The organism is Mesorhizobium sp. M0496, assembly GCF_040321205.1.
GTDB lineage: Bacteria > Pseudomonadota > Alphaproteobacteria > Rhizobiales > Rhizobiaceae > Mesorhizobium.
Window position 1 is genome coordinate 1 of the sequence record NZ_JAMYRC010000061.1, and the last position, 22,757, is coordinate 22,757.

At 63.3% G+C, this 22,757-nt stretch carries 25 protein-coding genes; 11 read left to right on the plus strand and 14 right to left on the minus strand.

The features are described 5' to 3' along the window. Positions 1-916: 916 nt before the first annotated feature. Positions 917-1,777 carry an SMP-30/gluconolactonase/LRE family protein gene (locus NKI73_RS30810; protein WP_352635494.1) on the minus strand — a complete coding sequence of 287 codons (861 nt, stop codon included), beginning with the start codon at positions 1,775-1,777 and terminating at the stop codon, positions 917-919. 112 nt (positions 1,778-1,889) lie between these two features. Here NKI73_RS30810 and NKI73_RS30815 point away from each other — a divergent pair, with 112 nt between their 5' ends. Beyond that, the gene (locus tag NKI73_RS30815) at positions 1,890-2,690 is read left to right on the plus strand and encodes a helix-turn-helix domain-containing protein (protein ID WP_352635495.1); all 801 of its coding nucleotides are present in this window, start codon (positions 1,890-1,892) and stop codon (positions 2,688-2,690) included. Positions 2,691-2,773: 83 nt separating this feature from the next. Here the strand turns inward: NKI73_RS30815 and NKI73_RS30820 are convergent, their stop codons facing one another. Continuing rightward, the gene (locus NKI73_RS30820) at positions 2,774-2,980 is read right to left on the minus strand and encodes a hypothetical protein (RefSeq protein ID WP_352635496.1); all 207 of its coding nucleotides are present in this window, start codon (positions 2,978-2,980) and stop codon (positions 2,774-2,776) included. A 235-nt stretch (positions 2,981-3,215) separates the two neighbouring features. On the opposite strand from NKI73_RS30820, the gene NKI73_RS30825 reads away from it, so the two are divergent. Then, on the plus strand, positions 3,216-4,421 hold the full coding sequence (locus NKI73_RS30825) for an adenylate/guanylate cyclase domain-containing protein (RefSeq protein ID WP_352635498.1): 1,206 nt from the start codon (positions 3,216-3,218) through the stop codon (positions 4,419-4,421). A 64-nt stretch (positions 4,422-4,485) separates the two neighbouring features. Here NKI73_RS30825 and NKI73_RS30830 read toward each other — a convergent pair whose 3' ends face one another. The 3 genes from NKI73_RS30830 to NKI73_RS30840 are packed head-to-tail and all read right to left on the minus strand — an operon-like array spanning position 4,486 to position 6,773. Next, positions 4,486-5,313: a YiiX/YebB-like N1pC/P60 family cysteine hydrolase gene (locus NKI73_RS30830; protein WP_352635500.1), complete on the minus strand. Its 828-nt coding sequence runs from the start codon at positions 5,311-5,313 to the stop codon at positions 4,486-4,488. Positions 5,314-5,364: 51 nt separating this feature from the next. Further along, positions 5,365-6,303: a CHAD domain-containing protein gene (locus NKI73_RS30835; RefSeq protein WP_352635502.1), complete on the minus strand. Its 939-nt coding sequence runs from the start codon at positions 6,301-6,303 to the stop codon at positions 5,365-5,367. Then, positions 6,300-6,773 carry a CYTH domain-containing protein gene (locus tag NKI73_RS30840; RefSeq protein ID WP_352635504.1) on the minus strand — a complete coding sequence of 158 codons (474 nt, stop codon included), beginning with the start codon at positions 6,771-6,773 and terminating at the stop codon, positions 6,300-6,302. Before NKI73_RS30840 ends, NKI73_RS30835 begins: the two co-directional genes overlap by 4 nt. Positions 6,774-6,877: 104 nt before the next feature. Between NKI73_RS30840 and NKI73_RS30845 the strand changes: the two genes are divergently transcribed. The 4 genes from NKI73_RS30845 to NKI73_RS30860 are packed head-to-tail and all read left to right on the plus strand — an operon-like array spanning position 6,878 to position 10,575. Beyond that, positions 6,878-7,558: a CerR family C-terminal domain-containing protein gene (locus NKI73_RS30845; protein WP_352635506.1), complete on the plus strand. Its 681-nt coding sequence runs from the start codon at positions 6,878-6,880 to the stop codon at positions 7,556-7,558. A 13-nt stretch (positions 7,559-7,571) separates the two neighbouring features. Beyond that, the gene (locus NKI73_RS30850; RefSeq protein WP_352635508.1) at positions 7,572-8,525 is read left to right on the plus strand and encodes an HlyD family secretion protein; all 954 of its coding nucleotides are present in this window, start codon (positions 7,572-7,574) and stop codon (positions 8,523-8,525) included. Further along, the gene (locus NKI73_RS30855; protein ID WP_352635510.1) at positions 8,522-9,442 is read left to right on the plus strand and encodes an ABC transporter ATP-binding protein; all 921 of its coding nucleotides are present in this window, start codon (positions 8,522-8,524) and stop codon (positions 9,440-9,442) included. The genes NKI73_RS30850 and NKI73_RS30855 overlap by 4 nt, the downstream gene beginning before the upstream one ends. Then, on the plus strand, positions 9,439-10,575 hold the full coding sequence (locus NKI73_RS30860) for an ABC transporter permease (protein WP_352635512.1): 1,137 nt from the start codon (positions 9,439-9,441) through the stop codon (positions 10,573-10,575). Before NKI73_RS30855 ends, NKI73_RS30860 begins: the two co-directional genes overlap by 4 nt. A 250-nt stretch (positions 10,576-10,825) precedes the next feature. Here the strand turns inward: NKI73_RS30860 and NKI73_RS30865 are convergent, their stop codons facing one another. Then, a complete protein-coding gene (locus NKI73_RS30865) occupies positions 10,826-11,803 on the minus strand; it encodes a threonine/serine dehydratase family protein (RefSeq protein WP_352635513.1) in 978 nt (325 codons plus the stop codon). 257 nt (positions 11,804-12,060) lie between these two features. Continuing rightward, complete coding sequence (locus NKI73_RS30870; RefSeq protein WP_352635515.1) at positions 12,061-12,384, minus strand: hypothetical protein; 324 nt, start codon at positions 12,382-12,384, stop codon at positions 12,061-12,063. Between the two features lie 175 nt (positions 12,385-12,559). Between NKI73_RS30870 and mbfA the strand changes: the two genes are divergently transcribed. Continuing rightward, on the plus strand, positions 12,560-13,543 hold the full coding sequence (mbfA, locus tag NKI73_RS30875) for an iron exporter MbfA (protein ID WP_352635517.1): 984 nt from the start codon (positions 12,560-12,562) through the stop codon (positions 13,541-13,543). A 10-nt stretch (positions 13,544-13,553) separates the two neighbouring features. Here mbfA and NKI73_RS30880 read toward each other — a convergent pair whose 3' ends face one another. From NKI73_RS30880 to NKI73_RS30890, 3 genes are all read right to left on the minus strand, one after another. Beyond that, positions 13,554-13,898, minus strand: coding sequence for an antibiotic biosynthesis monooxygenase family protein (locus tag NKI73_RS30880; RefSeq protein WP_352635519.1), 345 nt, complete (start codon positions 13,896-13,898; stop codon positions 13,554-13,556). Continuing rightward, positions 13,895-14,227: an NIPSNAP family protein gene (locus NKI73_RS30885; RefSeq protein WP_019862263.1), complete on the minus strand. Its 333-nt coding sequence runs from the start codon at positions 14,225-14,227 to the stop codon at positions 13,895-13,897. The genes NKI73_RS30880 and NKI73_RS30885 overlap by 4 nt, the downstream gene beginning before the upstream one ends. Positions 14,228-14,293: 66 nt before the next feature. After that, positions 14,294-14,509 (minus strand): DUF1127 domain-containing protein, encoded by a 216-nt coding sequence (locus NKI73_RS30890; RefSeq protein ID WP_352635521.1) that lies wholly within the window; start codon positions 14,507-14,509, stop codon positions 14,294-14,296. A 68-nt stretch (positions 14,510-14,577) separates the two neighbouring features. On the opposite strand from NKI73_RS30890, the gene NKI73_RS30895 reads away from it, so the two are divergent. Continuing rightward, positions 14,578-15,252 (plus strand): ArsR/SmtB family transcription factor, encoded by a 675-nt coding sequence (locus tag NKI73_RS30895; RefSeq protein ID WP_352635523.1) that lies wholly within the window; start codon positions 14,578-14,580, stop codon positions 15,250-15,252. Positions 15,253-15,497: 245 nt separating this feature from the next. Here NKI73_RS30895 and ligD read toward each other — a convergent pair whose 3' ends face one another. Next, the gene (gene ligD / locus NKI73_RS30900) at positions 15,498-18,008 is read right to left on the minus strand and encodes a DNA ligase D (RefSeq protein WP_352635525.1); all 2,511 of its coding nucleotides are present in this window, start codon (positions 18,006-18,008) and stop codon (positions 15,498-15,500) included. 12 nt (positions 18,009-18,020) lie between these two features. Next, positions 18,021-18,863, minus strand: a complete 843-nt coding sequence (gene ku / locus NKI73_RS30905) for a non-homologous end joining protein Ku (protein ID WP_352635526.1) — start codon at positions 18,861-18,863, stop codon at positions 18,021-18,023. A 377-nt stretch (positions 18,864-19,240) separates the two neighbouring features. Here ku and NKI73_RS30910 point away from each other — a divergent pair, with 377 nt between their 5' ends. The 3 genes from NKI73_RS30910 to NKI73_RS30920 all read left to right on the plus strand — a co-directional run bounded on the left by NKI73_RS30910 (position 19,241) and on the right by NKI73_RS30920 (position 20,194). After that, the gene (locus NKI73_RS30910; RefSeq protein WP_013528645.1) at positions 19,241-19,381 is read left to right on the plus strand and encodes a hypothetical protein; all 141 of its coding nucleotides are present in this window, start codon (positions 19,241-19,243) and stop codon (positions 19,379-19,381) included. Between the two features lie 179 nt (positions 19,382-19,560). Continuing rightward, positions 19,561-20,001: a thiol-disulfide oxidoreductase DCC family protein gene (locus NKI73_RS30915; protein ID WP_352635528.1), complete on the plus strand. Its 441-nt coding sequence runs from the start codon at positions 19,561-19,563 to the stop codon at positions 19,999-20,001. Positions 20,002-20,005: 4 nt separating this feature from the next. Then, positions 20,006-20,194 carry a DUF4166 domain-containing protein gene (locus NKI73_RS30920; protein ID WP_352635556.1) on the plus strand — a complete coding sequence of 63 codons (189 nt, stop codon included), beginning with the start codon at positions 20,006-20,008 and terminating at the stop codon, positions 20,192-20,194. Here the strand turns inward: NKI73_RS30920 and NKI73_RS30925 are convergent. Next, positions 20,107-20,490 carry a DUF1850 domain-containing protein gene (locus NKI73_RS30925; RefSeq protein WP_352635530.1) on the minus strand — a complete coding sequence of 128 codons (384 nt, stop codon included), beginning with the start codon at positions 20,488-20,490 and terminating at the stop codon, positions 20,107-20,109. The two genes, NKI73_RS30920 and NKI73_RS30925, sit on opposite strands and share 88 nt — an antisense overlap. Continuing rightward, on the minus strand, positions 20,487-22,592 hold the full coding sequence (locus NKI73_RS30930; protein WP_352635532.1) for a TRAP transporter permease: 2,106 nt from the start codon (positions 22,590-22,592) through the stop codon (positions 20,487-20,489). The genes NKI73_RS30925 and NKI73_RS30930 overlap by 4 nt, the downstream gene beginning before the upstream one ends. Positions 22,593-22,757: the final 165 nt, after the last annotated feature.

Below are 22,757 nucleotides of genomic sequence, written 5' to 3' on the forward strand. Positions count from 1 at the left end.
GCTGGCGCAGCGGGCTGATCCGGGCATCGAGAATAGGATGGTGCATGGTCAGGCTCCTTGTTGAAGAAGCCCGCCATGCTCTGCTCCAGCCGAACGACGCTCAACGCGAGCGCGACGACCGGTTCTTGATCCCTACCTCAACCGCAGGCGCCTTCCCGCGCAGCGGGTTCGTTCTCCGGCCCAAACAAGACGCTGGAATCTGTGCGCAAGCTGTCCGCTCCTGGAGCGCAGCGGCTTTTCGCACGAGCGGCTTTCGAATGTTCGTTTCCACACTTTGCGATCTTCACTTGCAAGCGTCGCTTGCTGGAACTGCGTTGGTCAGTCGAAGGCCAATGGTATTTTTAATGGGAGGCTAATATACATAGACGCCCGAAGGAGCAGCGCCTGCCAGATACCTGAGGAATGCCATGCGGAGGTTCATCTTCACGGCAATGTGTATCGCTGCGGCAACGGCCGCTAGCGCCCACGATTGGTACGAAGACAAGATTGATCCGCAGATGAAATTCAAGTGTTGCGGCGGGTCTGATTGCCGCGCCATACCTCGCTCTTCGGTGCGGTTAAGGGTCGACGGTGGTTACATTTACTTGCCGCATAATTTTATCATCCCACGGGACCGTGTACAGGAATCCCCGGACGACCAATACCATATCTGCGAGAATGCCTACGCCGTAACCAATCAGCTGTACTTGCGTTGTTTTTTCGCACCTCGTGCCAAGATCTCTCTACTTCTCCCACGTTGAGTTACATGCTGCGCGTGTAAGCTGCTCCTTTGGCACAAGGTGGGCCGATCGGGGGGACGTCGTTTATTAGCCACGATACGAGGTCGAGTTGGCGTTTGTCGCCGACGAACGACAGTCCATGTCACGGCTGTTGGCGAACGTGTCGAAGATAGGTTCTGAGGCGCCGATTATGGCTCTCAGTCGAGCTTCAGCGCCGCAACCTCGCCCTCGTTCATCAGCGGCACATAGAGGACCGACTTGCCGTCGGTGCCGATATCGGCGCTGCCCGGCTTGAAATGCGCCACCGCTTCCGGCGCGCCGCCGGCATGATAGCGATAGAGCGTGCCGGTCATGTAGGCGGTGGCGTAGATGGTATCGCCGATGGCAATGACGCCGTCGAGGTCGGCGAATTTCTGCGCGCCCGGCAAGGGCGAAACCGCCTTTGTGGCGATATCGACCGACAGCAGACCGCCCGGCTCCGCCGTGCTGAAATCGGACTTGATGCCCTTGCCCCAGGACGCCACGATCAGCCGGTCGCCTTCGGCGAAGATGCCGTTGGGCGAAGCGAGCATTTCGTCCTTGACGAACAGCTCTGGCCGGTCGCCGTCGATGCGGTAGATCGTGTCGGCCAGCATGTCGGTGACATAGACCATGCCTGATCGGTCCGATGTCACGTCGTTCAGGAAGACGGTGTTCGGCACCGCAACGCTGGCGACGAGTTTGCCGCTGGCGAGATCGACGACGCGAACCTTGGTGATGTCGGCGACATAGAGCTTGCCGCCCGATATTGTCATGCCCTTGGGTGCGTCCATGCCGTCGGTCCAGTGTTGGGTGACCGTCTTGCCGTCCAAGGACAGCACGCTGAGATAACCGTTGCCGTCGGCCTCGCCGGGATTGCCGACGATGTTGGAGACAATGATGCGGTTGTTGTCGGCGTCGAACAGGGCCGATTCCGGCTGCTCGAGGCCCGTGGCGCGCCAGAGTTCGCTGGCCTCGGCGGCGGGCGCCGCCGCGATGCCGATCGTGACGAGAAACGCTGAAATGGTGAAGCTGTTCATGGCTGTCTCCTGTGATGACGGCGGAGAGCTATGATTTTCGATACTTTTGCGAAAGGCCGATTAGTACTAGTATCGAAAGTCGATACGAAACCGCCGGCAAGAGGTGCATTCCATGAACGGCCTGATCTTCGACGCGCTGAAGCGGACGCTCAAGGCGAAGGGCGTCACCTACCGCGAACTTGCCGAACGCATGGGCGTTTCCGAACCGACGGTGAAGCGCATCTTCCACGAGCGCAACTGCAAGCTCGACCGGCTGATGGAGATCTGCGCTGCCGCCGGGGTCGAGCTCGAAAACGTGCTTGGCTCGATGAACAGGGGTCCGGGGCCGGTCAACCACATCGCGCCGGAGATCGAGCGCAAGCTCGCCGGCCGGCCGGCACTGCTGTTCATCTTCGTCATGCTGTCGGAAAAATTCACGCCCGAGGGCATCATGCGCTCGCAAGGCCTGAGCGAGGCCTCGATGTTCCTTTATCTGCGCGATCTGGAGGAGCTCGGCCTGATCGCGCTCGGCCGGGGTCTGTCGGCGAGATTGCTGGTCGAGACGCCGATTCAGTGGAATTTCGAGGGGCCACTGCGGCCGCTGTTCGAGATGACCAACAAGAACTTCATCGGCTGGGCCATCACCCATATCGAGAACGAAGCGACCTTCGTCAGCTTTAGCAGGCGGATGCGGCCGGAGACGGCGGAGATGGTGCGGCGCGAGGCGCAGGACCTCGCCGATCGCGCCAAACTGCTGGCCCATCACGACCAGCACACCACACCAGAAGACGGGCTGGTCGGCTACAAATGGACGTTTGCCTTTGGTGCAACGCCATTTCCGGCGATCATGCCGATCCGGCCGCATCCGCGAGATGCCGGCGCGTTCGATCGGCCCGCCGCTCCCGCAAAGGGACGCCGCCCGCTACCGGCCTGATACGGCCAATCATCCCGAGCAGGATAGGGCACGCTGGGATAGAACAGATCCGGCACCAACACGGTATAGCCCTCTGCAGCCAGTCATTCCGCCATTGCGCCCAGCGCCGGCCGCGGGCTGAACGCATCCATGTAGAGAATGACACCGGGCGCTGCGGTTTTTGGTGACCTGAACAGGGAAGCCTCCGCCTGTCCTGCTTCGGTTTTCACCATGATCTTTTGTCCGGACATTTTTGCTCTTTGCAGCCGCGGTTCAGAAATGAAATCACATTCATGATAGAGTTCGCGCACTGATTTGCCAGGCTGTAGAGGTCGGGTTTGCCGAATGCGTGCCCCGTGAAATCGAAGTGATCCTATGCCGACCGCGCCAACACTTGAACTTCGCCGCTATTCGCGCCTGAAAAATTTGCGAGCGCGCGCAGAACGCCAGGGTGCTGCATTGCAGTTCTGGGCCCGTACGGCATCGCTCGCTGTGATCTCCTGCTTCCTTTCATTGATCAGCCACTGGGATGCTTCGCTGCTCTTCGTGCTGGCGGGCCTCGTGCTGTTCCAGCTCGTCGGCCTGATCCAGTTTCTCTTTGCGCGCCGTCGCACGGCGCGATGGTGGATCGGTTACCTCGTCGGTACGCTGGACATCATTCTGTTGACCGTTCTGCTGGTAACGCCCAACCCGTTTTCCCTGGAGGTCGCGCCGGCCGCGATGCAACTGCGCGAGGGCAGCTTCAAATTCCTGCTGATTTTCGTATGCCTCGGCGCGCTGACCCTTTCGACACGATTGGCGCTCTATCTCGGCGCGCTCGCGGCCTTGACATGGGCGATCGGGGTGGGATGGGTGATTTCTCATCCGGGAACCGTCATTCCGGCGACGAACCTCTATTCCCTGCCGATGACAGAGCGACTGAACCTTTATCTCAACCCCAATTTCGTCGATACATTTGCGCAGGCGACCAACGTCTTGGTTGTGCTGATTATCGGCGCGATCATGGCGCTGGTCGTCTATCGTTCCCGACATCTGTCGGAAGACTATGTCAAGGCAGAGCGCGCCCGCGCCAATCTCGCCCGGCACTTTTCGCCCAATGTCGTCGACCAGCTCGCCACCGATGACGAGCCCTTCGGCCCGGTCCGCCGGCAGGATATCGCGGTGCTGTTCGCCGACATCGTCGGCTTCACACACTATTCCGAGGATCATCCGGCCGAAGCAGTGTTCGAACTTCTGCGTCAGTTCCACCGTCGCATGGAACAGGTCGTTTTCGACCACCGTGGCACCGTCGACAACTATATCGGCGATTGCATCATGGCGACATTCGGGGTTCCGCAAGCCAGCCATGACGACGCGACTCGGGCCATCCAGTGTGCTGAAGCGATGGTCGCCGCTCTCGAAGACTGGAATGTACAGCGGGTGTCCAGGGGATACCCGCCGCTGGACGTTCGGATCGGTGCACAATATGGCGCAGTGGTCATCGGCGCGGTCGGCAGTGAGCGCAATCTGTCCTTCGCGGTGGTGGGCGACACCGTCAACGTCGCCAGCCGTTTGCAGTCGCTCTGCCGTGAGCTTCAGGCGAATATTTGCTTTGGGTCACGACTAATTGAGGCCGCGAAGGCGGAATCGCCCACGACACAGTTGAATGCGCGCGATCATGGACCGGTGAGCATCCGCGGCCGGGACGAACCGGTCCATGTCTGGGTCGAACACGGAGCCGAAAACCAGGATGCTATTGCGGTTTCGGCGTGATAAGGCCGCCATGTGAAACGCCTGCACCTCGGCTGGATAGCGGTAGGCCGCGCCATAGGGGCCATCACGTGTCTGAGGCGATTGCGCCAGCCTTTGCGGCTGCGGCGTCTGTGCTTGCCTTGTCGTCCCAGACCATCTGCCGGTAGTCGAAACCATATTCCAGCGTCGGTTTGACGATGCGGAAATAGGGCGACAGGTCGAAATCGCGCGGCGTGTAGAGCGAGTGGTGGCGGATGTGCAGGATTTCCTTGCGCGAATAATTCGACTGCGCCGAAGCGCGGCCGGGCGCACGGGTGATCTCGGGAAGGATCGGATAGCGGATCTGGCCATAGGCCTCGGCGATCAGCGTCGAGCAGATCGCCCGTGTCGGGTCGCCGGAGCCGAAGGCCAGCATGCGGCGCCGCCAGCGCACCGGCACCGGCGGCGTCGGGAAGAAAAACCGCAGCATGTCGAAAATGTTCTTGAGGTCGTATTTCAGGCCGAGTTTGCTGACCATGAAGGCGACGACCTTGTCACGGTCCTCCGGGGCCAGCCCGCTCGCCCGGCAGATGCGGGTGTTGTAGGTGCGATAGCGCGACAACGGCACGGCGATGCAGCCTTCGCCGATCGTCACCTCGATCAGCCGTCGCCGCTCCGTTCCGTCGTCCGGTTCGGCCAGCGCGTCGCCCACATAGAAGGCCGCATGCGACCAGGTCGACTGGGTCAGGTACTTGATCGCCGCCGAGATCTTCTGGTTGCCCTCAATCAGCAGGATGTCGCCGGGCTCAAGCGTGCGGCGCAGCGTCTCGGCATCGGACGGCGTATAGGGCTCGTAGCCGGAAGATTCTTCCTGCAGCCGGCCGGCAAGCCAGCGGCCAAGTCGATCCAGAAGCGTGTCGCCGGGCTCGGTCATGTCCTATGGCGATTAGCATAGGCGGGCGGCTGGGCGCCAGCCGCACGTCGGTCAGCCAGCCGCGGCACCTGCGTCTTCCGGCGGAGGAGCCAGATCGTCGCGCGCCTTGCGGGCTAGCTTTTTCGCCGAGCGTTTGGGGCTGTCGCCGAACAGTTCGGCCGCCTCGGCCAGACAGCTCTTTTTCAGCTGCTTCTCCGACCGCTTCAAAAGCTTGCCCAGGAGCTTCGTGTCCTCGGGCGGTCCGAGCGGGCGGTCATCGGCCTCGAGCAAAGCGCGCATCACCAGCACGTCGTGCAGGTCGCCCAGCCGCTCGCCCAGTTCGTCGACGGCCTTGCGCCGGGCCTTGATCGGCGTCGGCCACAGCCTGCCGAGCAGCGACAGATGCATGCCGTGGGTCTTGGCCGCCTTGCGCAGATCGTGGAAATCATTGGCTTCGCCGCGCGATCCTGCTTTGTCGAGTGCCTTCCTAGCACGGCGCAAGGTGATGCGGGCGCCTTCGGCTAGCACGTCGGCGGCCTGTTCCGGCTGATCGGGCAAGGCAAGGCTTTCGATCCGCTTGAGGCCGTCCTCGCAAGCGGCCGCTGCGGCACCGATCGCCGCTTCGAGCCCGCTGCCCTCATGCATTTCATGCTGGTGGGCGATCAGCCTGTCGCGCACCGCGCCCAACCGATCGTCGGCGCTCTCTTTGGGAAAGCTTGCCGCCAGCCGGTCGATGGTCTCGATCAACGCCGTCGCTTCGCGCGGGCCGGCAAGCAGAGCCGCCACGTTGCGGTAGCACTGGTTTTCGGTCTCGCAGAATGTTTCGTCACCGGAACGAACGAGACGCAGCAGGGCACGCGCGTTCTTCAGCCGCTTGCGGCATTTGTGCAGCGCCTGCTCCGGCCGGCTACGCGCGGCATCAAGATGATGCAGCGCCTTGCCGATTTCCTCGGCAAGGATACGCCTGACCTCGCCGGTCAGCGGCAGGCGCGGATCGATGCGAAAGCTCATGCGGCGATCTCCGGTATCCCCCCGAGGGCGAGCGACGCGTTGTAGAATTTCTGCTCACCGGTGACTTCACGGCCGAGCCAGTCAGGCAGCATTTCGTCCGGCACGTCCTCCGGCGTCTCGAGTTCGGCGACCACAAGTCCCGCAAGCGACCCGCCAAAAACATCGACTTCATAGAGATAGCCGCGATGCCTAACATGGTGACGTGTCTTCTCGATGACACGTCCGATGGCGAAATCCAGCATCTCCACCGCCTCCGACAGCGGGATCGAATATTCGAATTCGTCGCGCTCGCGCGCCTTGCTGCCGAATTTCAGCGTCAGCTTGGCGGAAGTGCCATCGCTGATGCGCACGCGCACCGTGCGCCCGGGGCCGGCGGCGAGATAGAACTGCTGGATGCGGATATCCGCCTCGGCCAGTTCTAGCCATGCGGTGCTGGAGACCAGGAATTTGCGTTCGATTTCCTTGCCCATGGCCGCGCACTAAAGCGGTTGCCGCCGTCCATGGCAAGACAATGGCGTACACAAGTTGGCGCTCACGGGTTGACTTTAATCAATCGATTGATTAAATACCGCTCATGGCAAAGTCGCCCGACCCCCAAAGCCCTCGTCGCGAGCCGACCGAGATGACGCGTGCGGCTCTTGTGCGGGCGGCGCTGAAACTATTCGGCCGAAAGGGTTTTGACGGCACCTCGACGCGCGAGATTGCCGCGGAGGCGCACGCCAATATCGGTTCGATCGCCTATCATTTCGGCGGCAAGGAGGGTCTTCGCACCGCCGCCGCCGACTTTATCGTCGAAACCGTCCAGACGGTTGCCGGCCAGGCGCTCGGCAATATGCAGGCAACCGCGCGGGGCAGTCCCGAGGCGGCGCAGGCCCAACTCTTCGCGGCGCTGGAGCGGATGGTCGGCTTTGTCGTGGCAAGTCCGCAGGCCGGCGAGATCGTGCAGTTCCTGCTGCGCGAGCTTTCGCATCCGACGGCGGCCCTCGACCGCATCTATGACGGCGTCTTCGAGCCGACGCATCGCCGGATGTGCCAGCTCTGGGAACAGGCGACAGGCGAGCCGGCCGAAAGCGAGGCCACAAGGCTCACCGTGTTCACGCTGATCGGCCAGGTCATCTATTTCCGCATCGGCCGCGAGGCGGTGATGCGCCGCATGGGCTGGCACGACATCGGCGCCGCCGAGGCCGCCAAGGTGGTGGCGGCCACATCGGGCAATCTCAAGGCCATACTGGCTGCCAGGAAGAGGCAAGGATGAAGGGGCAAAGACCATGAGCTTTCTGTGTTCGCTGCCGCTCGCCGCGCAGCTCTTCTCGGCCTGTGCCCCGGCTGCCCCGCTGGCCGTCGGCTATGTCGAGGGCGACTATGTGCTGCTGGCGCCGATCGAGGTGGCGCAGGTCGAGACCGTCACCGTGAAACGCGGCGACCGTGTGGCGCCCGGCGCGACCGTGGTGACGCTGGAAAGTGCCGATATGAAGATCGCGGTGGCGCAGGCCGAGGCCGGGCTTGCCCAGGCGCAGGCGCAGTTGGCCGACCTGCAGATCGGCAAACGGCCGGAAGAGATCGCGGTGCTGAAGGCCGAGCTCGACATGGCCAGTGCCCAGGCCGCCGATGCCAAGCGCAAATTCGACCGCGCCGCCGATCTGTTCAAGCGCGGCGCCGGCACGCAGGCCGATTTCGACACTGCGTCGGCGACGCTGGAGACGGCCAATGCGCAGGTCGGCCAGGCCAGTGCCAATCTCGCCGTCGGCGGCCTGCCGGCGCGGCCCGAAACAATCAAGGCCGCCGACAATCAGGTCAAGCAGGCGCAGGCGACCTTGGAGCAGGCGCAGTGGCGGCTGTCGAAGCGCGTGCTGGCAGCGCCCTCGCCAGGCCGCGTCAACGATGTCATCCGCAATCCGGGCGACACATCAGGTCCGACCGCGCCTGTCATTTCGATCCTGCCCGACGGCGCGGTGAAGCTTAGCGTCTACATTCCGGAGAGCGCCTTCTCCTCGGTCAAGGTCGGCACCTTGCTCGGCGTCCATTGCGACGGCTGCGGCCCGGATGTGAAGGCGCGGGTCAGCTACGTCTCGCCCGATCCCGAATTCACCCCGCCGGTGATCTACTCCTTGGAGAACCGGCAGAAGCTGGTCTACCTCGTCGAGGCACGGCCCGAGGGCGATGCCGGCCCGCTGCAGCCGGGCCAGATCGTCGATGTCGATCTGGCGGACAGCGCAAAATGAACGTCATCGACGTCCATGGCCTGGTCAAGCGTTTTGGCGACAAGACCGTCGTCGACCATGTGACGATGACGGTCGCCGAAGGCGAGATCGTCGGTTTTCTCGGGCCCAACGGTTCGGGCAAGACCACCACCATCCGCATCATGTGCGGCCTACTGACGCCCGACGAAGGCGAAGGCACGGTGCTTGGCTTCAACATCCGCACCGACAGCCTGCGCATCAAACGCGAAGTCGGCTACATGACGCAGAAATTCTCGTTCTACGAGGACCTGACGATCGGCGAGAATCTCGAATTCGTGGCACGGCTCTATAGGCTGAAGCCGGTCGAAGAGCATGTCGCCGGGACGCTTGAAGACCTCGGCCTCACCACGCGCCGCAACCAGCTCGCAGGCACCTTGTCGGGCGGCTGGAAGCAGCGTCTGGCGCTCGCCGCCTGCATCATGCACAAGCCGAAATTGCTGCTGCTCGACGAGCCGACGGCCGGCGTCGATCCGAAGGCGCGGCGCGAATTCTGGGACGAGATCCATCGCCTCGCCAGCGGCGGGCTGACCGTGCTGGTCTCTACCCACTACATGGACGAGGCCGAGCGCTGCCACCGCATCAGCTATATCTCCTATGGCAAGATGCTGGCCACCGGCACCGTCGCCGAGGTGGTGAAGAACGCTGGGCTGACCACGTACGTTCTGCAGGGTCCGCGGCTCGACCAGGTGGCCGAAGCGCTTCAGGGCCGGCCCGGCGTTGACCAGGTGGCGCCGTTCGGCGCGACGCTGCATGTCGTCGGCTCCGACAAGAAGAAGCTGGAAGCAGCGCTCGCCGATGTCGAAAAGCAGCACAAGGGCGTGAAAGTTTCGCCCGGCGAAACCAGCCTGGAAGATGTCTTCATCCAGTTCATGTCCGGCTCGAAGGACAACATGGCATGAACAACGTCTTGTCCTTCGCCCGGCTTGGTGCGCTGCTGATCAAGGAATTCATCCAGATGCGGCGCGACCGCATCACCTTTGCCATGATGCTCGGCGTGCCGCTGATGCAGCTGGTGCTGTTCGGCTACGCCATCAACAACGACCCCAAAAGCTTGCCGGCAGCACTCGTGGCGACGAGCAGCGACCCCTACACGCGGGCCATGGTTTCGGCGCTGCAGACCACCGGCTATTATCGCTTCGACCATGTCGCGCGAAGTGCCGAAGAGGCCGAGTTCCTGATGGCGCGCGGCGATGTCGCCTTCGTCGTTACCATCCCCGCCGATTTCGCCCGGCGTGTCGAACGCGGCGACAGCCCGCAGATCCTGATCGAGGCCGACGCCACCGACCCGGCCGTCGCCAGCGGTGCCATCTCGACGCTCGGCACCGTGGCCAGCCAGGCTCTGCTTCGGGCGCGCGGCATGCAGGAGGCCGCCGCCGAGGCGGCGCTTGGCCAGCTCGAAGTGGTGGTGCACCGGCGCTACAATCCCGAAGGCATCTCGCAATACAACATCGTGCCCGGCCTGCTCGGCGTCATCCTGCAGATGACCATGGTGATGATGACCTCGATCGCACTGACGCGAGAGACCGAGCGTGGCACGATGGAGAACCTTTTGGCGATGCCGTCGAGCCCGCTCGAGATCATGCTGGGCAAGGTGCTGCCCTATCTGGCGGTCGGCGCCGTGCAGGTGGTCGTGGTGCTGGCGGCGGCGAAGCTTCTGTTCGCCATCCCCTTCACCGGCTCGATGTCACTGCTCTTGACCGCCGTGCTGATCTTCGTGCTGGCGCTGGTGCTGCTCGGCTATACGATCTCGACCATCGCCCGCACGCAGATGCAGGCGCTGCAGCTCACCTTCTTCTTCTTCCTGCCGTCGATCATGCTGTCCGGCTTCATGTTCCCTTATCGCGGCATGCCGGGCTGGGCGCAAATCTTCGGCGAGATCCTGCCGCTGACACATTTCCTGCGCATCATCCGCGCGGTTATGCTGAAAGGTGCCGAACTGCCGGCGGTGGCAACGGAGATCGGCTGGCTGGTGGTGTTCGTGGCGTTGTTTGCCGGCATCGCTCTGGTGCGGTTCAGGCGGACGCTGGATTAGACATCGAGCGCCTCTGCGGTGCAGAAGTCTTGAATGCCGGCGGGTCAGCACCCCCCTCTGCCCTGCCGGGCATCTCCCCCGCAAGGAGGGAGATTGGCAGCTTCGGCGTTCCGGCCATCTCTGCAACGCTGGTAATTGGCGAAAGCATTGGTGGCATCGATCTCCCCCCTTGCGGGGGAGATGGCCGGCAGGCCAGAGGGGGGTGTGAAGGATCGCTACAGCGGTCATTCAGCGCCGCCTGTCGCCCTGCCTACGCCGCCGCCATGATCCCGGCATACGTTCCGAAATCGACATTGCCGCCGGACAGCACCACGGCAACGCATTTGCCGGATAGCGCGATCTCGCCCGATGACAGTGCCGCCAGCGCCACGCAGCCGCCGGGCTCGACCACCAGCTTGAGATAGGCCATGGCATCGCGCATCGCCTGCGCGGTCGCCTTGTCGGAGACGGCGATGCCGCCGGCAAGGTTCCTGCGGTTGATCTCGAAGGTGATCAGGCCGGGTTCGGCGGTCAGGATCGCGTCGCAGATCGAGGCATGGCCGGGCTCGTTCGAAACCCTGGCGCCCGCGGCCAGCGAGCGTCGGGTGTCGTCGAAATACTCGGGTTCCACCGCCCACACCGCGGTGGCGGGCGAGGCGTCCTTGACGGCGACGGAAATGCCGCTCGACAGGCCGCCACCGCCGCAGGGTACGACAACCGCGTCGAGGCTGACGCCAAGCGCTTTTGCCTGGCGCATCAATTCGAGGCCGATCGTGCCCTGGCCGGCAATGATGGCCGGGTCGTCGAAGGGCGGTACCAGCACCATACCCTTTTCGAGATAAGGGCGGATCACAGTCATGCGGTCGTCGCGAAAGCGATCGAACGGCACCACTTCCGCCCCCATCTTGCGGACATTGGCGATCTTCATCGCCGGCGCGTCGGCCGGCATGGCGATGACCGCCTTGACGCCGAACATCGCCGCCGATGCCGCGACGCCTTGCGCATGGTTGCCCGACGAGAAGGCAACGACGCCCCCGCTGCGTTCCTCTTCGCTGAGCGACGACAGCTTGTTATAGGCGCCGCGGAATTTGAACGAGCCGGTGCGCTGCAGCGTCTCCGGCTTGAACAGTATGCGGGCGCCGAAGCGCTTGTTCAGCTCCTGCGATTCGATCAAGGGGGTTTCGACGATCAGGCCGGAGAGACGCGTGGCGGCGGCGTGGATATCGGCAATGCCGGGAGGGGTGGTCATGGCGGGTCCTGCAAAGATGTGGTCCGGCCATGGTGCACGGAAAGGCGGTCAGCGCACCAATGAAAAAATGTGACCGTTACAAAGTTTGGCGGGGCGGCTGCCAACGCCACGGCTGCACGCCCCCCTGTCCTGCCGGACATCTCGCTCCGCTGCGGTCGAATGCTCAGCCGGGGGCCAGCTGCCTACGGCAGCTCCCCGGTTCGAGCCCTTTGAAAGGTCCACCGGACCTTTCAATTCGCCTGCGGCGAACCGGGCTCTCATCCCAACAGCGTCCTCTGCCTCTTGCTCCCACCCAGCTTGCGCCAGTTGTTGAACCGGTGGCTGGCGGCGGCGAATGAAATCTTCATCTGCTGGGCGACTGAATAACGCGACTTGCCTTCGTCGAACATGCGGTAGCAGCACTCGACGCCTTCCTCGGTCAGTTTCCCGTCCGGGGCTTTGTTGTGCGGGTTGGCGGGATCGAATTTCTCGACCTGCTGTTCGACCAGGCCTTTCAGGCGCTGCAGGTCGGCCTCGATGCTGGCGATGAGATCGAGAACGGGCTTGGGATCATAGGGGTGCGGAGGCTTTGTCGCCGTCATCTGCGGGCTCCTTGTTCCTGGCTTGGCTCAGTCATATAGGTGAACATTCACTGATAGTGAAGGCCTTGCTTCGCGCGCGGGCTTCAACAATTCTTGACCGCGACCCAAGCGCGCGATTGACCGAAGGCGCGCCAAACCCTAGTTTAGAACTATTCTAAACTAGGGTGAATTCCTCATGCTTTCCCGCGTCTTCGGCTTCGGCCGCCGTTCCTTCGAATCGCTCTCCGAAAAAGAAATCCTGGCGCTGGCCATTTCGTCCGAGGAAGACGACGGTCGTATCTACCGGGCCTACGCCGACGGACTGGCCGACACCTTTCCGCAATCGGCAAAAGTGTTCGAGGAGATGGCCGAGGAGGAGGATGGCCATCGCGATGCGCTGATCGAGCTCTTCCGCGATCGTTTCGGAGAGCGCATTCCGCTGATCCGGCGCGAACATGTGAAGGGTTATTACGAGCGCAAGCCCGACTGGCTGGTGAGACCCCTTGGCATCGAGCATGTGCGCAGCCAGGCCGAGGCGATGGAGCGGCAGGCCTATCTGTTCTACGTCGAGGCAGCCAAGCGCACTACGGATGCCTCGACCCGGAAACTGCTCGACGATCTGGCGTTGGCGGAACAGGGTCATGAGACGCTGGCGCAGCGCCTGGAGCAAAAGCACGTGCCGGGCGAAGTGAAGGACGAAGAGGCGGCCGCCGAGCAGCGCCAGTTCATCCTCACCTATGTGCAGCCGGGGCTTGCCGGGTTGATGGACGGCTCGGTGTCGACGCTGGCGCCGATCTTCGCCGCCGCTTTCGCCACGCATGACACCTGGCAGACCTTTCTGGTCGGGCTTGCCGCCTCGATCGGCGCCGGCATTTCGATGGGCTTCACCGAAGTGGCTTCCGACGACGGCAAACTGTCAGGCCGTGGTTCGCCGATAAAACGCGGCATCACCACCGGCGTCATGACGTCGGCGGGTGGCCTTGGCCACGCATTGCCCTATCTCATCCCGCATTTCTGGACGGCGACAGGTGTCGCGGCAGTCGTGGTGTTCTTCGAACTGTGGGCGATTGCCTTCGTCCAGAACCGCTACATGCAGACGCCCTTCCTGCGTGCCGCCTTCCAGGTGGTGCTGGGCGGCGCCCTGGTGTTCGCGGCGGGTGTGTTGATCGGGAATGCGTGACCAGCTTCACTCACCCATTCACTGCCCGACTATCCTGCGGCGCCTCGTCCCTCTCGGTCAGCCCATAATCGCGCACCACATGCGCAATGCGCAGACGGTAGCCGGCAAAGATACCGCCGCGGCCGGCTTTCTGCGCCTGCCGGTGTTCCTCGGTGTTGCGCCAGGCCTTCACCGCCTCTTCATCGCGCCAGAACGACAAGGACAGGATGCGGTTCGGGTCGACCAGGCTCTGGAAGCGCTCGATGGAGAGAAAGCCGTCTATGCCGTCGAGCAGCGGCCGCAAGTCGGCGGCGATGCTCAGATAGGCGTCGCGCCTGCCCGCCGCCGGCTCGACCTCGAAGATGACGGCGATCACGGCAGCACCAGTTTCGCGTGCGGGCCGGAGACGTGCTTCAGGAACATGCGGTCCTCCTTCAGGATGAATCTCTCGCGCTTGGCGAACTCGTAGTTTGCCTTGCCGGCGGGATCGGCGGCAAGCCGGGCCCGGTAGGCTTCGTACGCCGCCAGGTTCTCGATGTTGTAGGCGGCGTAGGCGGTCGTCGCCGAGCCCTCATGCGGTGCGTAATAACCGATCAAATCGGCGCCGCAGCGCGGAATGGCCTGGCCCCAGTTGCGCGCATACTCCTCGAAGGCCGCCTTGCCGAACGGGTCGATCTCGTAGCGGATGAAGCAGGTGATGGTCATTGTGGTCTCCTTGGGTTTCTGCGTCGATAGTTCGAGCGGCGTCGAAACATTGTGTTGCCCGGCCTGCTAGGTCTGCCAGAAGGATTTCGCGCATTCGCGGCGCACGTCTTGCGGTGTCAGGCCAAGGTCGCGCAGCAGATGATCGTCGATCTCGGCAAGGTCGAGACGCTGCAAATGGCGGTCATACCAGCGGGCCAGCAGCCGCGTGCGCAGCCAGGTGACGAACGGGAACGATTGACGGCCGGGAAGCGGTGCTGGGGGGGAAGCGGTTCGTGCGGTCATTGTCGTCTCCTTGATCTGATCGGAGAATAGTGGTTATCTGACATGAATGCTTCGATGGGGAACGAACTATGCGCGAAGGACCCGACATCGCCCGCATCGCCAGCCTGGTCGGTGACCCGGCGCGGGCGAACATGCTCAACGCACTGATGGGCGGCACGGCTTTGACGGCAAGCGAACTGGCGCTTGAGGCCGGCGTCTCGCTGCCGACCGCCAGCTCGCATCTGGGCAAACTGATGGAAGGCGGGCTGCTGACCGTGGCGAGCCAGGGCCGGCATCGCTATTACGGCCTCGCCGGGCCGCAGGTGGCGGGCATGATCGAAGCCATCACCGGCGTCGCGGAAGCCGTTGGGCCAAAGCGCGTTCGGCCGGGGCCGCGCGATGGAGCGATGCGCGTGGCGCGCGTCTGCTACGATCACCTCGCCGGCGAGCAGGCGGTGGCGATGCTCGACCGTCTTGTCGCCAAAAAAATTCTTCTGCGCGACGACAAGGAGATCAGGCTCGGGCCGGCGGCCGCATCGCATTTCGCCGCCATCGGCATCGATGTCTACACCAAGCCGCGCCGGCCGGTGTGTCGCGCCTGCCTCGACTGGAGCGTGCGCCGCTCGCACCTAGCCGGCACGCTGGGCGCTGCCATCCTCGACAAGATCCTTTCGGAGAAATGGGCACGCCGCGAAAAGGACAGCCGCGCGGTCATTTTCTCGCCGCCGGGCAAGCAGGCGTTTGAGAGGGTGTTTTTGGATTGAGGTGTTGGCGGTGCCGGTTTCGCGATGTCGGCGGGACAGCACTCCCCTCTGGCCTGCCGGCCATCTCCCCCGCAAGGAGGGAGATTATTCGCTCCACCGCCTTCGCCAATCTCCAATGTTGCAGGAGTGAGCGGAACGGCGAGGCTGCCAATCTCCCCCCTTGCGGGGCAGGACAGAGGGGGTGTGAAGGATCGCTGCATCCGCCATTCGGCCAACGCTGCATCCGAAGATGTCGCCGCCTCCAATCACCCCCGCTTCAACACCTTCCCCTGCTCGAAAAAATCCGCCCACGGATCGGCTTTCGCCAGCTGCTTCAGCGTCGTCTTGTCGTCGACCGGGAAAGCGTTCGGCGCCAGCCCGGCCTCGATCTCGGCCCAGGTCACCGGCATCGACACGGTGGCGCCCTTCTTGGCGCGTGACGAATAGGGCGCGACCGTCGTCGAGCTCCTGCCATTGCGCAGATAGTCGACGAAGATCTTTCCGGTGCGCGCCTTTTTCGACAGCGTCGCCGTGTAGCGGTCGGAGGCACCCTGTTCGAGCGCGCGGGCAAAATCATGGGCGAAGGTCTTCACCGCGTCCCAATCCGCCGACGGCTTCAGCGGCACCAGCACATGATAGCCCTTGCCGCCTGAGGTCTTGACGAAATTCGGCAGCGACAGCTCGTCGAGTTTGCCTCTGATATCGAGCGCCGCTTGGCGCACCGCCTTCACATCGACGCCTTCATCGGGATCGAGGTCGAAGATGATCTGGTCCGGCTTTTCCAACTCGTCGACGGTGCAGCCCCAGATGTGGATCTCGACCACACCGTATTGTACGAGCGCCGCGACGCCGTCGAAATCCCGGATGAACAGAATCTCCTCGCCGTCGGTCGGGTCCTTCATGCGGGCGATCTTGTCGCTCATGCCGGCCGAGGCGTGCTTCTGGAAGAAGCGTTGGCCGCCGACGCCGTCCGGCGCCCGCACCAGGCTGAGCGGCCGATTGACGACGAACGGTTTCATGCGCGGCCACACCTGCGCGTAATGGTCGAGCAGCCCCTGCTTGGATATTTTTTCGTCCGGCCACAGCAGCTTGTCGGGATGGGAGAGTTTGACCGTGGTCGTCATCGACCCGGCAGCCCTAGCCGCACTGCCTGCTGGCTTTGCCGTCACGGGAGCCTTGCCTGTCGACGCCTTAGGCTTTTCCTGCACGACTTCCTCCGCCGGCTTGTCCTCGCGCAATCCCTGGAACGAGGCGTGGCGTATTATACGGTCGGATGTCCAGCTGCGAAACTCCACTTCGCCGACAAGTTCCGGCTTGACCCAGACAAGGCCCTTGCCCTTTGGCACGGCCTTGTCGAAGGGCGATGATTTTGCCGTCAGCGCATCGAGCTTCTTCTTGAGATCGGTGGCGACCTTGCCAGAGAAGCCGGTACCGACGCGTCCGGCATAATGCAGTTTGCCGCCCTCGTGGAAGCCGACGAGGATCGAGCGCAGTCCGCGCCCGGTCTTGTCCGACGGCAGATACCCTCCGATGACGAATTCCTGCCGTTCCGTGCATTTCGACTTCACCCACGTGGGGCCGCGTCCACTGCGATAGGGCGCGTCGGCGCGCTTGGAGACGACGCCTTCGAGCCCCATTCGGCAGACATGCTCTAGCATGATGTTGCCGGGTTCGGCGAAATGGTCGCTGAAACGGACTGCTGCATCCTCCCGCTGCTTACCGAGCAGGTCCCGCAAGGCCTGCTTGCGTTCGACCAATGGTTCGGCGCGCAGGTCTTCGCCGTCAAGGCGCATCACGTCGAAGACATAGTAGAGGAAGCGATCCGTCCGCTTCGCTGAGAGATCGGCTTGCAGCAGCGCAAAGGACGAAACACCGCTGTCGGCCAGCACGACGATCTCGCCGTCGATGATGGCGTCGCTGCATTTCAGTCCGGCGAGTTCAGCGATGATCTCCCCGCCGAACTTCTCGGTCCAGTCGAGGCCGGTGCGGGTCAGCAGTCGCACGTCGGTGCCGGCGATCTGTGCTTGCATGCGATAACCGTCAAACTTCACCTCATGCAGCCAGTCCTTGCCCGGCGGCGCCTCCCGCTCCAGCGTGGCCAGCTGCGGCTCGACAAAGTCGAGTTTCTTGCCCCCGGCCTTCGCCTTGCCGGCGACCGGCTTGTTTGAATGCCAGACCTTTGGCTTCCGGCCTTTGGCAGTCTTGCCTTCGCCGACTTCTTCGATCGTCAGGCCCGACTTCACCGATTCCGGTGCTTCCTCGAGGATATCCTCGCCCGGACGCGCGGCGGCATCGTCCGACTTGATCAGCAGCCAGTTGTCGCGCTTTTCACCCGCGCGTGGCTTCAGCCGCACCAGATGCCAGAGGCCGTGCAGCTTATGCCCCTTCAGTTCGAAGCTGATATGGCCCTTCTTCATCGCCTTGGCCGGGTCGATCTCGGGGGTCCAGGTACCCTCGTCCCAGACGATCACCGAACCGCCGCCATATTCGCCCTTGGGGATTGTGCCTTCGAACGGTGCATAGTCGATCGGATGATCCTCGACATGCACGGCCAGCCGCTTCTCGTGCGGGTCGAGGCTCGGGCCGCGCGTCACCGCCCAGCTCCACAGCACGCCCGCATGTTCGAGGCGAAGATCGTAATGCAGCCTTGTCGCGGCGTGCTTGTGGATGACGAAGATACCGCCGGCCTTGGCTTTCTTGTCGCGAGAAACCTTGCCGGCCGGTTCGGCCGTTTTCTTGAAATCGCGCTTGGAGTGATACTGTTCGAGGCTCGCCATCGCTTCGTATCCTCAGGCCGATTTGCGCTTGGGCGCGCCGGCTTTCGGCTTGGCGCGTTTAGCCTTCGTTGAGCCGTCATCCGACGACAGGCTCTTCTTCAGCGCGTCGAACAGATTGACGACGTTGGAGGGTTTTGACGCCACCGTGGCCTTCGGCGCCTTCCTGCCCGCCTTCTTGGCGCGGATCAGTTCGAGCAGTGCGTTCTCGTATTCGTCCTCGAATTGCGCTGGATCGAACTTCTCCTTCTTCTTGTCGATGATCTGCTCAGCCAGATCGGTCATCTCCGGATCGGTCTTCACCGCCTTGATGTCGCCGAACACCGCGTCGGGCGCGCGCACCGTGGTGTCGTAGCGCAGCGTCGTCAGCACCATGCCCGTGCCGAGCGGTTCGATCACCACAGGGCGCTCGCGTTGATAGAGCACGATGCGCGCCAGCCCCGCCATCTTCTTGCCCGCCATGGCGTTGCGGATGACGGCGAACGCCTCTTCCGACACCTTGTCGGCCGGCGCGACATAGTAGGGCGTGTCGAGATAGATCTGCTGGATCGAGGCTTTATCGACGAACCCATCGAGGGCCAGCGTATGCGATGCTTCGATCTGCACAGCCTCGATCTCGTCCTCCTCGATTTGAAGGAATTCGCCGTCGTCGACCTCATAGCCCTTGATCTCGTCGCCGTCACCGAGCGGCTTGCCGCTTTCGGAATCGACATAGATGCGCTTCACCGTGTTGCCGGTCTTGCGGTTCAGCACCCGAAACGAGACCTTCTCTGCGTGGCTGACGGCGTTGGTCAACTCGACGGCGCAGGTGACCAGCGACAGCTTCAGATAACCCTTCCAGGCTGGACGCGGCGCCATGACTTTTTCCCTTCCAGAACCCGATGAGGATGAGAACGGACAGATGCCAGTCCAGTTCCCCGAAGGCACGACGATTGGATGTCCAGGTTGGTTTGCGGCGTCGAGGCGCCAAGCACGGAAATTTCACGGCTGCGGCAAGAATTGAAACAGAACCGCGCGCGCGCGACATTCAAACGAAACATATGTGATGCAAAAGTCACATTGGCCGCAATGCCGACCAACTGCACGGAAAGACCCCGAATCAGCCGCATTCCAGCCACGAAGCAAGGCATTTTCGACCAGATATTAACATCACGTTCACTGACTATTCACGCCTCGACGCTATGATGACCGCAATTCGGAAGGGACATCCGAAAATCGGGACAGGGACTAGGTAAATGAACTTCCTCGCGCACCTCATCGGCTATGCCGCCGCCATCCGCGAATTCGTCGCGCCGACCTATCGGCCTGAGCGCTATTACATGCGCGGCCCCGGCCCGGCCTGCGCCCGTCGCGGCAACTCGCTGGGCGCGCACTGATCATGGCTTTCGAGAATCGCCACGACAGCCGGATCTGCAGGCCCGCCACCTCTACCCGGGCCACCACCTATCGCGCCGAGCGTCCCGCTCTCGCCGACAGGCGGCGTGCGACATCGCCACGGCTTTGATACCGCCATCGGCTGGCTTAGTGTCATAGGACACGAGCAGCCGAGGCCCGCTTGACCAACCGTCCCCAATCAAGTCCCCATGAGCTCTTCGATAAAAGCCATCCGCTGATCGTCTTCGATGGCGTCTGTGTTCTGTGCTCCGGCTTCGTGCGCATGGTGGTCAGGCTCGACCGCCAAAACCGCTTCCGCTTCGCCACCGCGCAGTCGCCGTTTGGCGAGGCGCTGTTCAGGCAACACGGGCTGCGCACGGACTCCTACGAAACCAATCTCGTCCTGATCGACGGCGTCGCCTTCACGCGGCTCGATAGCTTCGTTGCCGTCATGGCGGAACTCGGCTGGCCCTGGCGGGCGATGAAGGCTCTGCTGTTGCTGCCGCGCCCGCTGCGCAACTGGCTCTATGTCAGCATTGCCAAGAACCGCTACGCCCTGTTCGGCAGGAAGGACAGTTGTGACATTCCTTCCGCCGCGCTGAGGGGACGGTTGATCGACTAGAGGCCTGTGGCTCTGCCCGCGCTCCACATCCCACGAAACCATCGAAAATGGCCGCTTCCGCTTCCATGTCGAGATTTCCCATCCGCTCACCGGATTGATCGTGCGCTATCGTGGCTGGCTCGTGCCGTCCGACCCGCATGGTTCCAGCACGATGGAGCTGCCGGCCGCCTTGCCAAATTCTCGGCAGCCCTGAGCCGTGCACAGCGTCCAGCCGTCGCCGGTCGCGCCGGAGGCGGCCAGCACGACGCGCCGCTGCGGGCCGACATCAGGCGCATAGATCCACCAGCCGTCGCGCAGCACCGCGCCTTCTGGTGGTTCCATGCCGGCGCCCGAACCCTTGATCCGGGCCTCGACCACCTGCAGGCCGGTAGGCGTGACCTTCCAGTCTTCCTCCCAGCGCGTCCGTTCCACCGAATGCGTCCAGGATAGCGTGAAGGCGGCAACGGCGAGCGTCACCGTTTTGCCGGTGGCTAGGATGCACAGGCTCATGCGGTGGCCTCCCGCACCCGCCAGCAATGCCAGCCGATCCAGGCAAGTGACAGCGCCCAGCCAGCCTCGTCGGTAAGCGGCACCGCGGCGACCAGCAGCACGCCGGCGGCGAAGGCCAGCAGCCGTTCCCACAACGCCATGCGGCGGGCCAGAAAACCGACGGCGGCGGCACCCCACAGCACGATGCCCATGCACGCCTTGGCGACGATGTAGACGACCTCGACCGGATAGCCGAACTGGGCGGCGATCGGCCCGGCATCCTGCAGCATCAGCGCCGGCGTGTAGACCGCCATGAACGGCACCAAGAAGCCGGCAATGGCAAGCTTGGTCGCCTGGATGCCGATCTTGAGGCCGCTTTCCTTGGCCATCGGTGCGGCGGCAAATGCGGCCAGTGCCACCGGTGGCGTCAGGTCGGCCATGATGCCGAAATAGAAGACGAACATGTGGCTGACCAGCAGCGGCACGCCGAGCGACAGCAGCGCCGGCCCGGCCAGCGACGAGGTGATGATGTAGTTGGGAATGGTCGGGATGCCCATGCCGAGCACCAGGCAAGTGACCATGGTCAGCACCAGCGACAGGAACAGATTGTCCTCGCCGATCGAGATGATCCAGCCGATGAAAGTCGAGGCGATGCCGGTCAGCGTCAGCGTGCCGATGACGATGCCGACGATGGCGCAGGCGATGCCGACCGGCAGCGCGTTCTTGGCGCCTTCAGCGAGCGAATCCACGCAGATTTGCAGCGTCTCGCGCCCGCCCCTGAAGGTGAAGCAGGCGACAATCAGCGCGGCGATGACAAGGCCAAGGAGGTTGACGCCGAACTTCATGAACGAGGCGGCGGCGAGCCCGAGGGCCAGCCAGAAGACGACACGGAAGGCGAGCGGCCCGATCGCCGCCGCCAGTGGCGTACCGAGGATGAGCACGATGGTCAGCGCCAGGCCCATCGTGCCGGCGAAGATCGGCGTGTAGCCGGCGAACAAAAGATAGATGAGGGCTGCGAGCGGCAGCACCAGCGGCCAGTGTTGTTTCACCGCGTCCCACGGGTTGGGCAGGTCCGCCTTGGCCATGCCATGCAGGCCGGCCTTGCCGGCTTCCAGATGCACCTGCCAGAAACAGGCGCCGAAATAGAGCAGCGCCGGGATGATCGCCGCCTTGACCACTTCGGCATAAGGCACGTTCAGCGTTTCGGCCATGATGAAGGCGACCGCGCCCATCACCGGCGGCATGATCTGGCCGCCCATCGAGGAGGTTGCCTCGACGGCGCCGGCGAAAGCCGCGCGGAAGCCGAAGCGCTTCATCAGCGGGATCGTGAACTGGCCGCTGGCCACCACATTGGCCACGCCCGAGCCGGAAATGGTACCCATCAGCGCCGACGACAGCACGCAGACCTGCGCCGGGCCGCCGCGCCAGGTGCCGACAAGACCGAGCGCGAAATCGTTGAACAGCGCGATCATGCCGGCGCGTTCCAGAAAGGCAGCGAAGACGACGAAGATGAAGATGTAGGCGGCCGAAACATAGATCGGCGTTCCGTATATGCCTTCGGTGCCATAGGCGAAGGTGTCGACGAGCTGGGCGAAGTCATAGCCGCGATGGATGAAGGGCGGCGGCAGATGGTTGCCGACGAAGCAATAGGCGAGGAAGATTAAGGCGATGACCGCCAGCGGCAGCCCCATCAGCCGCCGCGCGGCCTCGAAGACCAGCACCACCAGCACGGCGCCGACGATCAGGTCCGGCGTGGTCAGGAAGCCGGAGCGGCGGATGAGATCGGCATAGAACACCCAATTGTACAGGCCTGTGCCCAAGCCGAGCACACCGAGCGTCCAGAACGCGGCTTTCGCCGTCACGCTTTTGGCGCGCAGGTTGGCGATCAGGCCGAAACCGAGCAGCAGCAGGAAGCCGACATGCATGGCGCGCACCACCTGGCTTGGAATGCTGCCATAGGCGGCGACATAAATCTGGAACACGGAGAAAGCGACGGCGATGAAAAAGGCGGCCTTGCCGGCAATGCCGTCGCCGAAGCCCGGCGGCAGCCCTTCGATTTGCTCTTCCACGACGGGGAGATGGAAGGTGGCGGATTTGCCGTCGGTTGTCGTTGCTTCGCTCATCCGACGATCTCCAAAAGGAGCGAATAGTGCGAGGCGCCCCCCTCTGCCCTGCGGGGCATCTCCCCCTCAAGGGGGGAGATCGGATACACTGATGCCGGCGCTCGTTTTGCAACGTCAGCGATTGGCAAAAGACATCGCGACGGCCAATCTCCCTCCTTGAGGGGG

Excerpts from the sequence above, each read along its gene's own strand:
- NKI73_RS30810 (WP_352635494.1), bottom strand. The coding sequence starts at position 1,777 with ATGAACAGCTTCACCATTTCAGCGTTTCTCGTCACGATCGGCATCGCG.
- NKI73_RS30815 (WP_352635495.1), top strand. The coding sequence starts at position 1,890 with ATGAACGGCCTGATCTTCGACGCGCTGAAGCGGACGCTCAAGGCGAAG.
- NKI73_RS30830 (WP_352635500.1), bottom strand. The coding sequence starts at position 5,313 with ATGACCGAGCCCGGCGACACGCTTCTGGATCGACTTGGCCGCTGGCTT.
- NKI73_RS30835 (WP_352635502.1), bottom strand. The coding sequence starts at position 6,303 with ATGAGCTTTCGCATCGATCCGCGCCTGCCGCTGACCGGCGAGGTCAGG.
- NKI73_RS30840 (WP_352635504.1), bottom strand. The coding sequence starts at position 6,773 with ATGGGCAAGGAAATCGAACGCAAATTCCTGGTCTCCAGCACCGCATGG.
- NKI73_RS30845 (WP_352635506.1), top strand. The coding sequence starts at position 6,878 with ATGGCAAAGTCGCCCGACCCCCAAAGCCCTCGTCGCGAGCCGACCGAG.
- NKI73_RS30850 (WP_352635508.1), top strand. The coding sequence starts at position 7,572 with ATGAGCTTTCTGTGTTCGCTGCCGCTCGCCGCGCAGCTCTTCTCGGCC.
- NKI73_RS30855 (WP_352635510.1), top strand. The coding sequence starts at position 8,522 with ATGAACGTCATCGACGTCCATGGCCTGGTCAAGCGTTTTGGCGACAAG.
- NKI73_RS30860 (WP_352635512.1), top strand. The coding sequence starts at position 9,439 with ATGAACAACGTCTTGTCCTTCGCCCGGCTTGGTGCGCTGCTGATCAAG.
- NKI73_RS30865 (WP_352635513.1), bottom strand. The coding sequence starts at position 11,803 with ATGACCACCCCTCCCGGCATTGCCGATATCCACGCCGCCGCCACGCGT.
- NKI73_RS30870 (WP_352635515.1), bottom strand. The coding sequence starts at position 12,384 with ATGACGGCGACAAAGCCTCCGCACCCCTATGATCCCAAGCCCGTTCTC.
- mbfA (WP_352635517.1), top strand. The coding sequence starts at position 12,560 with ATGCTTTCCCGCGTCTTCGGCTTCGGCCGCCGTTCCTTCGAATCGCTC.
- NKI73_RS30885 (WP_019862263.1), bottom strand. The coding sequence starts at position 14,227 with ATGACCATCACCTGCTTCATCCGCTACGAGATCGACCCGTTCGGCAAG.
- NKI73_RS30890 (WP_352635521.1), bottom strand. The coding sequence starts at position 14,509 with ATGACCGCACGAACCGCTTCCCCCCCAGCACCGCTTCCCGGCCGTCAA.
- NKI73_RS30895 (WP_352635523.1), top strand. The coding sequence starts at position 14,578 with ATGCGCGAAGGACCCGACATCGCCCGCATCGCCAGCCTGGTCGGTGAC.
- ligD (WP_352635525.1), bottom strand. The coding sequence starts at position 18,008 with ATGGCGAGCCTCGAACAGTATCACTCCAAGCGCGATTTCAAGAAAACG.
- ku (WP_352635526.1), bottom strand. The coding sequence starts at position 18,863 with ATGGCGCCGCGTCCAGCCTGGAAGGGTTATCTGAAGCTGTCGCTGGTC.
- NKI73_RS30910 (WP_013528645.1), top strand. The coding sequence starts at position 19,241 with ATGAACTTCCTCGCGCACCTCATCGGCTATGCCGCCGCCATCCGCGAA.
- NKI73_RS30925 (WP_352635530.1), bottom strand. The coding sequence starts at position 20,490 with ATGAGCCTGTGCATCCTAGCCACCGGCAAAACGGTGACGCTCGCCGTT.
- NKI73_RS30930 (WP_352635532.1), bottom strand. The coding sequence starts at position 22,592 with ATGAGCGAAGCAACGACAACCGACGGCAAATCCGCCACCTTCCATCTC.